Consider the following 13731-nt stretch of genomic DNA (forward strand, 5'->3'; position numbering starts at 1 on the left):
TGAGCATATGAAACGGTGGCAATCCGGGTTTACAATCGTTGAAGTGGTGTTGTTCTTGGCGATCACTGGCCTGTTGACCGTTGGCTTGTTAGCTGGCGTGAGTGCTGCATTGCGCCAACAACAATATCATGACGCTGTTCAATCGTTTGCCGGCTTTATTCGTGATCAGTATAGCCGAGTGATTAGCATCGAGAATGATCGGGGCGATCGCGACACATGTCCTGTTAAGGGTGCAACAAACGACGGAGCTCGGGGCCAGTCGAATTGCGTTGTCGTTGGTCGCTATGTCAAGTCGACGAATTCCGAGGCACGTTCATTTACCGCCTATCCGCTGTATGCTCTGAAACGCTCGGGAGTGTGGACGTATAGCTATAGTGAGAGTGAGGCAAATACCTATACGGTTGGCTGGGGTGCGCAGGTACGCTCGCTCACGGCAACTAATACCATTGGTAGAGAACTGGCTCTATTAATATACCGCGATCCAGATAGCGGGCAGGTTATCGTACGCACGAATGATGCGCCATATTCACCAGCTAATATTAATAATTTTATTCGCAATATGCAGCCGAATGGCGGTATGTATACGGCCGATTTACAGCTGCGGCAGCGAGAGTTTTGTATCTATGATACTGGCTGGTCAGTTGGCCAGAGGCTGTCAGTCTTTCTGGGGGCAAAGGCTGGCTCGAGCGAGGCCGTGACGGTTGGTCATGCAACAAAGGGGTGCGATAATGAAGCGACGGCATAGCGCGCGGGGTGACACGATCATTGAAGTGGTGATGGCGGTAGCGATGTTTAGCATGCTGGCGATCGGCATCATGGCACTTATGAACAGTGGTATTGCTATGGCGCAGCGATCATTAGAGTTGACGCTTGTGCGGCAACAGATTGATAGTCAAGCAGAAATGCTGCGCTACATTCACGACAAGTCATCTCAAGCCGGCAGCTCATTTGCTACCCTCTGGGACGCGATGAAAGGTCGGACTATTGACCACGCTAATTCGCTATTGAATGTTAATCGATGTCCAGAGGTAATGCCGAGTGGGGGATTTGCCCTAGCGCCCAGCAAAAACACCTTTCAGTTGATTACTAATAAGTATGAATTATCGCCGACATATGCCAAGATTTCAACTGCCCGAAATCCAATTTCTTTAGGTATTTCAATTCAGCTGGTGCGTGTTGAAGGCGGCCGCGCCTATGATGCGTATATTCAGGCCTGCTGGATGAGTGTGGGGACTGACCGGCCAATGACCACGGGGACGATTGTGAGGATGTATGACACAGCGGTATAGACGATACGGGTTTACCTTGATTGAACTGATGCTGGCGATGGCATTTGTGTCGGTGTTGCTGCTGGCGATTGCTACGATAGCGATCCAGGCTGGCAAGCTGTATAATCGAGGTCTCACGCTCAAAAGTATCAATCAGTCCGGCCGCGAAATTAGCGATAGCTTGCGGCGCGACTTTTTGCAGGCAAATGCCGGCAAGATAAGTGGTAATGCTAATTCGGCCGTTGTCATGGTGCAGGCGGGTGGTGCCGATCGGAGCGGCCGACTCTGTCTGGGTGACTATTCATATGTCTGGAATGTACCAAAGGTTGTCTCTGGAGAAGTGAAGGCCGGTGCGGGTATTATTACCGAGGTTGGTGGGCCGCATTCTGGTCGTCCGATTAATTTTGCTCGAGTGATTGACCCAGATGGTATGCTGTGCCAAAAAAATCAAACAACGGGGGCGTATATGTCAACGGTCGCGACGGATAAAGTGACACATCTTCTCAAGCCAGCCGGGTCAAATGATGTGGTTCTGGCAATTCATCAAATGAAAGCAGCGCGAGTGGCGGGTGATAGCGGGGCAGACAGTCTGTATCGTTTGGAATTTGTCCTTGGAACCAGCCAGCTTGAGGCGGTTAATACAGCCAATGGCACCTGTAAGCCACCGGCGGATAACAGTGAGAATCTCGACTTTTGCGCGATAAATAGCTTTGAGATGATTGTGAGGACAAATGGATAAAATAGCGAGAAATAATCAATCAGGTGCGGTGTCGTTATTTGCAGTGATTTTTGCGACACTGTTACTAACGGTTTTGATGCTCGGCTTCATGCGGCTCATAATGGTTGATCAGCGACAGGCTCTGAACAACGAACTGTCACAAAGTGCGTACGATGCGGCCCTGTCTGGTGTTGAAGACGCTAAGCGAGTCGTACGTGCTTGTCAAAAACGAGATAATGGAGGCAGGGCCTGCGAGCAGCTACGACTACCCAATGACTGTAAAGTAGTCGCACGCGCAGGTGTCGCTGGCAATGTGGCCGCTAACGAGACGCTGATTCAGTCGCGTCGCTCAGGGGACGGTAAAGAGTTCAACCAAGCCTATACCTGTGTCAATATTACGATGGATACGGAAGATTTCCTGGTTAGCATACCCGAAGGATCATCTCGTCTCGTACCACTGAAAGCCAAAGCTGAATTTAATAAAATTGTCCTCGAGTGGTTCACTAAAGAGGATGCGAACGGTAACGTGGCTGCTGGACGAGTAAAAAATGCTGCCTCGGCGTCAACCTCGCTGCCAGCGTACAGTGACTGGGATGAGTCGCCGTCTCGTCCCGCACCCGCGCTACTACGCACTCAGATGATTTTTCCAGGCGATACATTCGACCTTGCTAGTCTTGATAGCTCTCGCGTTGCGACGATGTTCCTCTATCCACGGACGCTGAGTGTCCCCGGGCCGACGAACGGAGGTGTATCGGCAATTAATCTACCACGAGCGGGCGGCGGTGGGCAGTTTAACAATGCTCCGACACCGGTGAGCTGTTCTCCAGATTTTGCGAATAGTGGCTATTCGTGCCGAGCCACAATTGATATATCACCTGTTACGGCCGCCGCCAGCGTTAATTCATTCTTGCGTCTGACACCGCTATATCGCATGTCACACGTGCGAATTGCCCTATATAATGGTGCAGAACCGGTCAAGTTTGATGGTGTTCAGCCGGCGGTCGATGCGACTGGTCGTGCCAGTAATGTGTTTCGACGGGTTGAGGCGCGTCTCCAGATAGGTGACGATTTCCCGTATCCTGAAAATGCTATTGACCTTGAGAACAGCCTCTGTAAAGACTTTTCGGTGACCGAAGGCAGCGTAACGTCGGGTAACTGTCGGCCGTAGTGTCTTAGGGGTCTATCTCGTATCACTGTGAAAGCGTTCGTGGACGTCTTTGAGGTGCTGGTCGGTGACGTGTGTGTAAATCTGGGTCGTGGCGATATTGCTATGACCAAGCATCGATTGTACCGCCCGTAGGTCCGCTCCATTCATCAGAAGGTCGGTGGCAAAGCTATGACGCATAGTGTGCGGGCTAACGTGCTTGGTGATGCCAGCAAGTCGGGCATAGTGCGATACCATCCGCTGGATCGAGCGAGCACTCAGCCGACGATAATCGCCAGAAACTGATGGCTTTGCTAGGCGCCTGCTATAGCTGATGAATAGAGCCGGCAGGTTGTCATGCCGCGCGTCAAGGTAATTTTTGACGTGCTCGGCAGCGGACATTGAGACAAATACGGGCCGGTCTTTCTGGCCCTTGCCGCGCACCATAAACTCGCGTCGAGCGAGATTGATGTGGTCACGGTTCAAGTTAACAAGTTCCGACACGCGCAGTCCGCTCGAAAACAAAAGCTCAATGATTGCTCGGTCGCGAAGGCCCGGTTCATTGTCCAGGGGGATCTGCTCAATTAGTCGTACCACCTCGTCGTAGTGAAGAAATGTGACTTGTTTGCGAACGGTTTTTGGTAGGGTAATCTTGTCGGCAGCTAGCGAAGAGATATCCCGTTGTGATAAATACGTCAACAATCCACGTAGGGCGATCAAGTGATAGTTTTGTGTAATTAACAACAATTCTTCACCGGTGTTGCTATTTTTATAACGGTTTAACCAGAGGCGATACTTACGAATTGTCTCTGATGTTATTTTTGCAACATCAATATCACCAGCAAAATCAATGAAGCGTTCAAGGTATAATTTGTAGTTCTCAATGGTGCGAGGACTACGGCCACCCTCAACTTCTAGGTGCTCCAGGAAATCTGCTAATGCTTCGGAGAAATACATAGTTTAATTTTAACAACATCTATACCGTTTATCAAATGAATACTTTTTGCTATGATGAAGAAAATAATACACGAAGGAGGCGTATGGCTGAGTCAAAAAAGAAGAATATGTGTGGCATTGAGCGAACACTGATTGTGTTCAAGCCTGATGCAGTACAGCGGGGAATCGTCGGTGAAATCTTGCAGCGATTTGAGCGCGTTGGCCTCAAGATTATCGGTGTCAAGATGGTGGCCCCAGGTCGTGAGCACTACTTTGCGCACTACGAAACGATTGGCAAGATGGTAACGCGCCGTGGTGAAGAAATCTTTGGGATGACGCTTGATATGATGATGGACGGGCCAGTTATCGCTATGGTCCTTGAGGGGGTTGAGGCGGTCGCCGTGGTGCGTAAAATTGTCGGCCCAACTGAACCGAAATCTGCCGACATGGGTACGATTCGTGGTGACTATTCACATGTTAGCTTTGGCTATGCTAACGAATGTCGGAAGGGCGTGCCAAACCTGATCCATGCGTCGGGTGATCCTGACGAGGCAGAGCAGGAAGTCGCTCACTGGTTTAAGCCCGAAGAATTGATGGACTATGTCACATTAAACGAAAAGTTTACTCGATAGCATTCTCGTCACTCAAAACTACCCGTGCTATAATTGACACGGGTAGTTTTTATGTATGCCTCGGTAGCTCAACTGGATAGAGCAGATCCGTCCTAAGGATAAGGTTGCAGGTTCGACTCCTGCCCGGGGTACCAAAGAGTTATGACAAAGAAAGTCAAATCAACCAAAGCATTTGATGGTCAGCGCGATGGCGAGGAGCTGTTGTTTGTGTTTCGTCGACATATTATTGCCATGCGCAAGGGTTTTTACTTGCTGCTCGTTCCGATGACGATTGGCGCACTGCCGTATCTTATCTGGCAGGATAATCTTAATCTTTTATGGGTGTTTCTCGGTAGCTTTATTTTTGGACTCGTTCTGTTTGGTTATCATTTTTTGATGTGGTTTTATACGTATTATATTGTGACAAATCAGCGACTTCGCCAGATAACGCAGCATGGTTTTTTTGGTAAGGATGTAATTGAACTTAAACTAGCAAAAGTCCAGAATATCAGCTACGTTGTGCCTGGTTTTACGGGCGAAATGTTCAAATTTGGTACAATAGTTATTCAGACATTTGTTGGTGATCTTGTTATCAAAAATGTTGAACACCCAGATAAGATTTATAATAAGCTGCAAGATGCGGTGGACCTCGCCGCTGAAAGGAGTGATCGTGCTAAAGAAAACAACGAAGGGTAAAAAAAAGGACAAGCGTTCACTGCCGTCACGGATTACCAATGACACGGTCGCGGAGCATCGCGAAAAGGTGCTGGCTGGTGGGCGTAAACACAAATATCCGATACAGTATTCCAAGCATAAACTAGTCTGGAACACGATTTTTATTAGTATAGCTGGGCTGGTGACGGTGATTGTTCTATTATATCTTCAGCTCTATGTCTGGAAGGACACGAGCGATTTAGCATATCGCATTACCAAAATTTTGCCGCTACCGGCCGGTTCAGTTGAAGGGGAATTTGTGCGTTATAGCGATTATTTACTGTATAATCGCGGTAATATGGCGGTGCTTAAGACTCAGGGTCAAGATCAGGCTGGTGATAAAGTTGCTTTTCAGCGGCAGCGAGCCATGAACCAAGCGGTGCAGGATGCATATGTGCGCAAGTTAGCGAGAGAAAAGGGTATATCGGTTGATGATCGAAGAGTTGATGAAGAGATGGACCGCCAGCAAAAGGATGCCGGCCTGTCAAAAGAAGCCTACCGTTCGGCGGTAAAAGATATGATAGGCTGGTCGCTTGATGAGGCGCGTGATGGTATTAGGGCATCGCTGCTGCGCTGGGAAGTGTCGTTTGCTGTTGATGAAGCGGCGGCCAACCTTGTTAAGGAAGTTGAAGCGCAGCTCAAGGCCGGTAAATCGTTGACGGATGTCGCGGCGGCGTTAGGCGAACGAGTACAAGTAATGCCAGAGACTGTTATTCCGAAGACCAACAAAGACGGTGGCTTGACCGAGGCGGCGATTAAAACTGCAGATGGTACGATCTCTGGGGTTATTAAACCGCTCGGTGGCGATGGCTACTACTTTGTTCAGCCACGCTCGCGAGACGATAGTTCGGTCACTTATTCATATCTCAAGATTCCACTGACGACGTTCAAAACTAATTTTGATAAGTTGATCAATGGTAAAAAAGTCACTTATTATGTCCACCTTGATCAGCCGGCCGAACAAAAATCAAGTGAGCAAAAATAGCCTTCCGTTATCCGTCGTCATCTTTGCGAAAGCCTCGTCCATCTGCTATAATCCTTGGGGAGGCATGCCGCTGTAGCTCAGTTGGTAGAGCGGCGCTTTCGTAAAGCGTAGGTCACCGGTTCGAATCCGGTCAGCGGCTCCAGAGTAATATGAAGAAGCATATCACAAGCACATTACGACAGATGATGAAAGATCGCTGGCTGTTTGGTCTCGTCGTTGCTAATGTCTTGTTGGCGTTAGTAATCATTATCTCCTTTGCTATTACTATTAAACCCAAGGAAACTCAGGTCATTGTTCAGCACAGTGCGTTTAGTGTGACGGGGCTGTATCGCGGTCACTGGTACTCACTCTGGGCGTACGGCGTGCTGCAGCTTATGATTACGGTTGGGCACATTATGTTGAGTGCCAAGCTTGCTGCGGTCCAGCGTCGTGATTTAGCGTTGGCGTTCCTTTGGTTCACAATTGCTATATCAGTTATGCTAGCACTGTTTGCTTACTCAATAATCGTAATTGCGTCGGTGGTGTAGGGTTATGGATATAGAGATACCACTTGGTAAACGAAAGCCATTCTATCGATTCTTGGAAGTCCTGCCGGGTCTGTTAAGCTATGGCGCGGTTATTCTTCTTATCGTGTTGTCGATGTTTAGTCCGCTGATTGCGTCGCTCTATCTGCTCATTATTATTCTGTCGATGATGGTACGCGTTGTCGGTATCACGTATCATATGGTTGCTGGCCGCGCCAAAATGGATAAAGCGAGTCTGATTGATTGGCATGCGCGTCTTGAAGATCTTGAAGACGCACAGGCGGTATATGCACGTATTCGCGACCAACGACATAAGGAGGTTGGTTTTACGCAGCATAAAGAAAACTTACGCCTCATCGCTTCCGCGCAGCCAGGGTTTTTCCCGAAGCCGTCGGAAATTTATAACGCAGTTATCATGCCCGCCTACAATGAGAGTATTGAGGTGATTGAGCCAGCCATTCAATCAGTGATTGCCACTACGTACGACAAAAAACACATGATTATGGTGTTTGCGTATGAGGAGCGGGGCGGTAAGGATATTGACACAACTGCCAAGACACTACAAAAACGCTATGGCAAGTATTTTCACGCCTTTCACATTGTCAAGCATCCAAAAGACATTCCAAATGAGGTGATCGGCAAGGGTGGCAATATTACGCATGCCGGGCGCTGGCTGAAGGGGTGGCTCAAGGAGCAGCATATTCCGTATAGTAACGTTATTGTTACGACGATGGATTGTGACAACAAGCCACATGAAACCTACTTTGATTACCTGACATACGAATATATCGTCCGCGAGGACCGTAAGCACTACTCATATCAACCAGTTTGCCTATTCACTAGTAACATTTGGGACGTGCCGGCGCCGATGCGTGTGGTCGCGACGGGTAACTCATTTTGGAATATTATTAGCTCAATGCGCCCTCATTCGCTACGTAATTTTGCTTCACATGCTCAACCGATGGATGCGCTCGTTGAGATGGACTTCTGGAGTGTTCGAACGATCGTCGAAGATGGCCACCAATATTGGCGCAGTTATTTCTATTTTGGTGGTAACTACGGGGTCGTACCACTCCATGTACCGATTTATCAAGACGCGGTATTGTCAGCCACGTATATGAAAACGCTCAAAGCGCAGTTTATTCAGCTTCGTCGCTGGGCGTATGGAGCATCTGATGTCGCGTATGTTGGCGAACGGGTCTTTACCAAGCAGCGTAATGTACCATTTTGGGCTGGCTTTTCGCGATTTGTCAGGTTGCTTGATGGACACGTGACGTTAGCCTGTGTTTCAATTCTGATCGCTTTTGGTGGCTGGGTACCACTTATCATTAATGCCGAGGCCGCCCGTAGTGTCGCCGCGCATCAATTGCCTGATACGGTGAGCACGCTGCAGCAAATTGCGCTAATTGGTATGGCGATAGCGATTTTTAGTGCCTTCAAGCTTTTACCGTCACGTCCAATTCGCTACACGCGCCGCCGGAATATCTGGATGCTCTTGCAGTGGGTGCTGATGCCGGTGACGGCCATTGTCTATAGCTCCGCCGCAGCATTCACTGCACAGACCCGTCTGTTAGTTGGGCGGTATCTTGATAAGTTTGACGTCACCGAAAAAGCCACAGCGGCGATTAATGCTCGCCAGAAGGCGACTGCACGTAAACGGTCGAAGGCCTCCCGCGTCGCCGAGAAGTGATGAGTCGGTGCTGGGCGGCGTACTGGAGTGCCGCTACCGGGTCGTAACGTTGGAGAATCATGTGTGTTATTTGAGCGATGATTTGTGTAGATAGCGGCTTACCTTGCTTGATAATCTGTTCCTGCACAGTTTGTGCAAGGAAGTAGCTGTCATGTGCTGCAGCATGCTTATTATGTTGAAAGCTACGGCTAATGCTTATGATGAGCTTTCCTAGATTGAAAGGGGTGGTTGACCCGTCGTGTGTTAGCACCATGCGCCCGTCTAGCGTAGCCCGTTCGTATGTCGTAAAGACTGCACCACATTCTGGACAGGCCCGTCGCCGCCAGACGCTGGGGTGTTTCGTGTGCTTGCGGGAGTTTTTGGTAGTAGTTTTATCGTGAAAACAATTTATACAAATCATATCAATATATTGACATATCGCTATAAAAAATACTAGTGGAAAAGTATATGAAAATGTGTAAAATAGAAAAAACTAAAACCCCCGCACTGCGAGGGTTGTATGCAATAATGGTGGGCAATAGAGGATTCGAACCTCTCACCTCTTCAACGTCAATGAAGCGCTCTAGCCAAATGAGCTAATCGCCCGTCTATTCCCAATAATAGCAGGAATTAGTGGTGAATGCAATTACCTCTTGCGGAGAGTGTAGGGGTCGGCCGTCACGTCGTTTCTTGGCGTAGCATTACGGATCCGCTACCTAGTAAATACGATAAAGGTTGCCCAGAGCTTTTAACTATGCTACGGTGAGAGTAGCGAGGACGGAGACTAACCACCTCTCGAGCAACGTGAAAGCGGTTGCGGCGCACGAAACCAGCCGGAGCAAGAGTCATCGCCAAGGTGGAACCTCCTGGCTTGTCCCCAGGACCGAGGCACGCACGCTATATGCGTTGGGCGTGCTTTTATAATTACTTTAAAGGAGGTTTTATGAGTGAAGATAAACTCTATGCAATGCGACACAGCCTGGCGCATATTATGGCGGCGGCCGTGCAGCGATTATGGCCAGATGCCAAATTCGGAGTCGGTCCGGTCGTTGAGCATGGGTTTTATTACGATATTGATCTTGGTGAAACGAAGATCAGTGAGCAGCAGTTCAATAAAATTGAAAAGGTAATGCGACGGATCATTGCCGAAAAGCAAGATTTTGTGTGCACAAAATACCCGATTGATGAAGCAATTCAATGGGCCAAAGACAGCCATCAGCCGTATAAAGAAGAACTCCTTAATGACCTAAAACGTGCCGGGACAACGGTAGCAAAAGATCTGGACGCTGCAGAAATGGGTACAATTGCTGAAGGTAATAGTGCGCTTGATGAAGTCTCATTCTACACAAACGGATCGTTTAAGGACTTGTGCCGTGGACCCCATATTGCAAACACCAGTCAGGTCGGTGCGTTTAAGCTGATGCGAGTTGCAGGCGCCTATTGGCGTGGTAATGAAAAGAATCCTCAAATGCAGCGATTATACGGTGTGGCTTTTGCCACGCAGGAAGAGCTGGATGAATATTTGGAGAAATTAGAGCTAGCCAAACAACGTGATCACCGAAAGCTAGGCAGGGAACTTGATCTATATACAACCTCACCGTTAGTGGGTGTAGGCCTGCCGTTATTTACACCTCGTGGAACTATCTTGCGCGATATCGTGGCCCAATACTCAAATCAGCTGCGTCAGAGGTTTGGTTTTGAAAAAGTCTGGACGCCGCATATTACCAAAAAGGACCTGTATGAAACGTCAGGCCACTGGGCCAAATTTGGCGAAGAGCTGTTTTTGGTTAAAAGTCAGGAAACCAGTGATGAAATGGCGTTAAAGCCGATGAACTGCCCGCACCATACGCAGATTTTTGCTTCACAACCTCGTAGCTACCGCGATATGCCGGTGCGCTACTTGGAGACGACCACTGATTATCGTGACGAGAAAACCGGTGAGCTTGGCGGTCTGAATCGTGTGCGCTCGCTGACTCAGGATGACAGTCATGTCTTTTGTCGTCCAGACCAAATTGAACAAGAAATCAATAATTTGCTGTCCGCTGCCCAGGAATTATACGGTACTATTGATATGAAACTGCGGGTTCGACTAAGTTATCGCGACGATTCTGATGCGTACTTGGGCGAACGTGAACTGTGGGTTTCCGCACAAAATCAGTTGAAATCAGCCGTTGAAAAAGTTGGTTTGGATTATTTTGAGCAGGAAGGTGAGGCTGCTTTTTACGGACCAAAGATCGACTTTATGGCAACCGATGCGATCGGACGTGAGCACCAAGTTGCGACGGTGCAACTGGACTTCGTGCAGCCGCAACGGTTCGGCTTAGAGTATACCGAGATTGATGGTAATTTTACAACACCTGTGATGATTCACTGTGCGCTGCTCGGGTCGATTGAACGATTCTTGAGTGTCTTCATTGAACACACGGGTGGCTGGTTCCCGTTTTGGGCGGCGCCAGAACAAGTACGCATTCTAACGATTAATGACACCGTCTCAGACTATGTTGATAAAATTACATCGATTTTATCAGAGGTGACCTTAATGAAACCAATAAAATACAACGATGTAAGATTTACAATAGATAGTCGTAATGAATCCCTCGGGAAAAAGATTCGTGAGGCGACTGTTGTAAAAATACCAATACAGATTATTGTTGGGCCAAAGGATCAGATAGCACGTGTCGTAAGCATCAGGACGCATGCGGGTGAAGAGCAAATTCCGCTTGAACAGCTAGCTGAGTATGTACGGGGACTGTAATCTTGTGCGTAGGCTAAGAATTGCAATTGATATCGACGATGTTCTAGCAGAAAATGCAATCGGGTTTGTGGCGTTTAGCAATGAACGGTGGGGCACACGATTGAGGGTTGATGACTATAGCGAACATTGGTCAGAGATGTGGCATGTTGATAGCGAGGAGGCAGAACGGCGTGCTCATGTCTTTCACGACTCTGGTGCGATAAAGGGATATGCTCATATAGGGGGGGCGGAGGAGGTGCTTAGAAACATGTCGCAGGTGCATCATCTCATGGTGGCTACTTCGCGTCGCTTGCAGGTGCAAAGCGATACGCTGCTTTGGATCGAGGAGCATTTTCCAGGGATTTTCGCCAGTTCTGCGGTCTACTTCTCTGGCCTATGGGATACAGTGCACGAGGGCTCTCATAAACTGACAAAAACCGAGTTAATCACGCAAATTAATGCCGATGTTTTAATTGATGACCAGTTGAAACATTGTTTAGCTGTTTCCGAGACTGGTCGTAATGCCATCTTATTTGGTGATTATACTTGGAATAGAGCAGATAGTTTGCCGGATAGAGTGGTGCGATGCCGTTCGTGGTCAGAAGTGGAGGTGGAAATTGAGCGAATTGCCAATAGCTAGCTTGCGAGACCGGATCTATATTCTCATGGCGCAGCTACCTGACGACAAGGTGACGACGTACGGTGACCTGGCAGCACTGTCTGGACACCCGCACGCAGCGCGAACTGTGGGCGGGATAGCGCATGGTGGCCCAGAGAATTTGCCGTGGCATCGCCTAGTGAACGCGAAAGGTGGCTTGGCGGTAGGTTTTCCGGGTGGGCAAGGTGTGCAAAGGCAGCTACTTGAACAAGATGGTATTTATTGCGATGAGAGGTGGCGGATAATTGATTTTGAGGAACGACGATGGCGGCCGAAACTATAAAAGCAAAATTACCCCTAGTTGTTATCGCGGGGCCGACTGCTAGTGGTAAGACCTCGCTAGCGATTCGTCTAGCAAAACAATATAATGGCGAAATAATTTGTGCCGATAGCAGAACAATATATCGAGACATGGATATTGGTACGGCAAAGCCAACTATGGCTGAGCGAGAAGTAGTGCCTCATTGGGGCCTTGATTTAGTTAGTCCGGGCGAGACATTTAGCGCCGCACAGTTTAAGGAGTATGCTCTGCAAAAAATAAGTGAAATTCGCTCTCGGGGGTGTTTACCATTTCTTGTCGGCGGCACGGGTCTCTATATTGATGCGGTAATTTTTAATTTTCAATTTGGAGATCCTCCTGATTCTGCTTTACGGCGTGAGCTAGAAAAAAGGACAGTAGCCGAACTACAATATTATTGTTATAAATACAACATAAAATTACCAGAGAATAACAAGAATAAACGCTATCTTATACGTGCTATTGAACAAAAAAGTAAAAATAACAGATATAACTTTATGACTAGAGATAATAGTATCGTTGTAGGTATAGCAACAAATAAGGAAATATTACGAACAAGAATTGTGCTCAGATCTGAACAATTATTTTTAAATAATGTTGTGAATGAAGCAATGTTGTTAGCCCGAAAATATGGCTGGGATAATGAGGCCATGACAGGTAATGTCTATCCGTTGGTTCGAGAGTTTTTGAATAAAAATATTACCGAAAGTGAATTAAAGCGGCAATTTGTTGTAGCTGATTGGCAGTTGGCGAAGCGACAGATGACGTGGCTGCGGCGTAACCCGTTTATCATGTGGGCGACGCTTGACTCTGCTGAACACTATTTGTCACAACTTTTGGCTCAGGCGTAAAATTTATGGTACAATTTTTAATACATGATTGATGCGCTGTTCGGCTCAAAAACGAGGGTGAAGTTACTACACCTGTTTTTAGCGAACCCTGAAAAATCGTTTTATGTTAGAGAGATTACGCGATTGATCGGCGAGCAAATTAACTCGGTGCGGCGTGAACTATCAAATATGCTCAGAGTCGGAGTCATTGTTTCGAATAATTATGACAATAAATTGTATTACGCTGCGAATCAGCAGTATGCATACTTCACGCCACTAAAGATGATTTTTGCTGATGAGCGACCGAGTGAGCAAACCGACCATAACAAAAAGAACAGTATACCGTGGGTGGGCGATATTGCTCGGCTGTCCGGACTGAAGATCGCTATAGTTGCCGGCGCGTTAGTGCATGGATCGACGAGTCGGGTTGATATATTGTTAGTTGGTCGGCTATCGGAGTCGAGAGTGGGTGTCGCCATTAAGAAAATTGAAAAAGCCGAGGGGAGAGAGCTGAATTATGCTGTAATGAGCTATGATGATTTTTACTATCGTCTGAGCGTTAGAGATAAGTTTGTGATGGAAATAATGAATAGTAAGCACTCGGTTGTGGTAGATGTAGAGAGCATACTAGGATAAGGAGAC

At 47.8% G+C, this 13731-nt stretch carries 16 protein-coding genes and 3 tRNA genes; 16 read left to right on the forward strand and 3 right to left on the reverse strand.

What is annotated here, in order from left to right:
- Positions 1–7: 7 nt before the first annotated feature.
- Genes FBF29_00555 through FBF29_00570 form a run of 4 tightly spaced genes read left to right on the forward strand, consistent with a single transcriptional unit; the run spans position 8 to position 3154 of the window.
- Positions 8–745 (forward strand): type II secretion system protein, encoded by a 738-nt coding sequence (locus FBF29_00555; GenBank protein ID QJU07205.1) that lies wholly within the window; start codon positions 8–10, stop codon positions 743–745.
- Complete coding sequence (locus FBF29_00560) at positions 729–1289, forward strand: hypothetical protein (protein QJU07206.1); 561 nt, start codon at positions 729–731, stop codon at positions 1287–1289. Before FBF29_00555 ends, FBF29_00560 begins: the two co-directional genes overlap by 17 nt.
- Positions 1273–2007, forward strand: coding sequence for a prepilin-type N-terminal cleavage/methylation domain-containing protein (locus tag FBF29_00565; protein QJU07207.1), 735 nt, complete (start codon positions 1273–1275; stop codon positions 2005–2007). The genes FBF29_00560 and FBF29_00565 overlap by 17 nt, the downstream gene beginning before the upstream one ends.
- Entirely contained in the window at positions 2000–3154 is a 1155-nt protein-coding gene (locus tag FBF29_00570) for a hypothetical protein (protein ID QJU07208.1), read from the forward strand. Before FBF29_00565 ends, FBF29_00570 begins: the two co-directional genes overlap by 8 nt.
- Positions 3155–3166: 12 nt before the next feature.
- On the opposite strand, the gene FBF29_00575 is transcribed toward FBF29_00570, so the two are convergent.
- On the reverse strand, positions 3167–4087 hold the full coding sequence (locus FBF29_00575) for a hypothetical protein (GenBank protein ID QJU07209.1): 921 nt from the start codon (positions 4085–4087) through the stop codon (positions 3167–3169).
- 107 nt (positions 4088–4194) lie between these two features.
- On the opposite strand from FBF29_00575, the gene FBF29_00580 reads away from it, so the two are divergent.
- From FBF29_00580 to FBF29_00610, 7 genes are all read left to right on the forward strand, one after another.
- The gene (locus FBF29_00580; GenBank protein ID QJU07948.1) at positions 4195–4698 is read left to right on the forward strand and encodes a nucleoside-diphosphate kinase; all 504 of its coding nucleotides are present in this window, start codon (positions 4195–4197) and stop codon (positions 4696–4698) included.
- Between the two features lie 57 nt (positions 4699–4755).
- Positions 4756–4832: transfer RNA gene (locus tag FBF29_00585), tRNA-Arg, on the forward strand.
- Between the two features lie 7 nt (positions 4833–4839).
- Positions 4840–5373, forward strand: a complete 534-nt coding sequence (locus tag FBF29_00590; protein ID QJU07210.1) for a PH domain-containing protein — start codon at positions 4840–4842, stop codon at positions 5371–5373.
- Positions 5276–6376, forward strand: a complete 1101-nt coding sequence (locus FBF29_00595; GenBank protein QJU07211.1) for a hypothetical protein — start codon at positions 5276–5278, stop codon at positions 6374–6376. The genes FBF29_00590 and FBF29_00595 overlap by 98 nt, the downstream gene beginning before the upstream one ends.
- Positions 6377–6442: 66 nt before the next feature.
- A tRNA-Thr gene (locus FBF29_00600) sits at positions 6443–6518 on the forward strand.
- Between the two features lie 7 nt (positions 6519–6525).
- The gene (locus FBF29_00605) at positions 6526–6903 is read left to right on the forward strand and encodes a hypothetical protein (protein QJU07212.1); all 378 of its coding nucleotides are present in this window, start codon (positions 6526–6528) and stop codon (positions 6901–6903) included.
- 4 nt (positions 6904–6907) lie between these two features.
- Positions 6908–8590, forward strand: a complete 1683-nt coding sequence (locus FBF29_00610) for a glycosyltransferase family 2 protein (GenBank protein QJU07213.1) — start codon at positions 6908–6910, stop codon at positions 8588–8590.
- On the opposite strand, the gene FBF29_00615 is transcribed toward FBF29_00610, so the two are convergent.
- Together FBF29_00615 and FBF29_00620 are read right to left on the reverse strand one after the other, a co-directional pair.
- Entirely contained in the window at positions 8526–8990 is a 465-nt protein-coding gene (locus FBF29_00615; GenBank protein ID QJU07214.1) for a hypothetical protein, read from the reverse strand. The two genes, FBF29_00610 and FBF29_00615, sit on opposite strands and share 65 nt — an antisense overlap.
- Before the next feature lie 108 nt (positions 8991–9098).
- Positions 9099–9175, reverse strand: a tRNA-Val gene (locus FBF29_00620).
- Positions 9176–9512: 337 nt separating this feature from the next.
- On the opposite strand from FBF29_00620, the gene FBF29_00625 reads away from it, so the two are divergent.
- Genes FBF29_00625 through FBF29_00645 form a run of 5 tightly spaced genes read left to right on the forward strand, consistent with a single transcriptional unit; the run spans position 9513 to position 13725 of the window.
- On the forward strand, positions 9513–11324 hold the full coding sequence (locus FBF29_00625; GenBank protein ID QJU07215.1) for a threonine--tRNA ligase: 1812 nt from the start codon (positions 9513–9515) through the stop codon (positions 11322–11324).
- Positions 11308–11943 (forward strand): hypothetical protein, encoded by a 636-nt coding sequence (locus FBF29_00630; GenBank protein QJU07216.1) that lies wholly within the window; start codon positions 11308–11310, stop codon positions 11941–11943. The genes FBF29_00625 and FBF29_00630 overlap by 17 nt, the downstream gene beginning before the upstream one ends.
- Positions 11921–12244, forward strand: a complete 324-nt coding sequence (locus FBF29_00635) for a cysteine methyltransferase (protein ID QJU07217.1) — start codon at positions 11921–11923, stop codon at positions 12242–12244. The genes FBF29_00630 and FBF29_00635 overlap by 23 nt, the downstream gene beginning before the upstream one ends.
- Positions 12226–13110, forward strand: coding sequence for a tRNA (adenosine(37)-N6)-dimethylallyltransferase MiaA (gene miaA, locus FBF29_00640; protein ID QJU07218.1), 885 nt, complete (start codon positions 12226–12228; stop codon positions 13108–13110). Before FBF29_00635 ends, miaA begins: the two co-directional genes overlap by 19 nt.
- A gap of 24 nt (positions 13111–13134) precedes the next feature.
- Entirely contained in the window at positions 13135–13725 is a 591-nt protein-coding gene (locus FBF29_00645; protein QJU07219.1) for a transcriptional regulator, read from the forward strand.
- Positions 13726–13731: the final 6 nt, after the last annotated feature.

The organism is Candidatus Saccharibacteria bacterium oral taxon 488, from assembly GCA_013099015.1.
GTDB lineage: Bacteria > Patescibacteriota > Saccharimonadia > Saccharimonadales > Saccharimonadaceae > Nanosynbacter.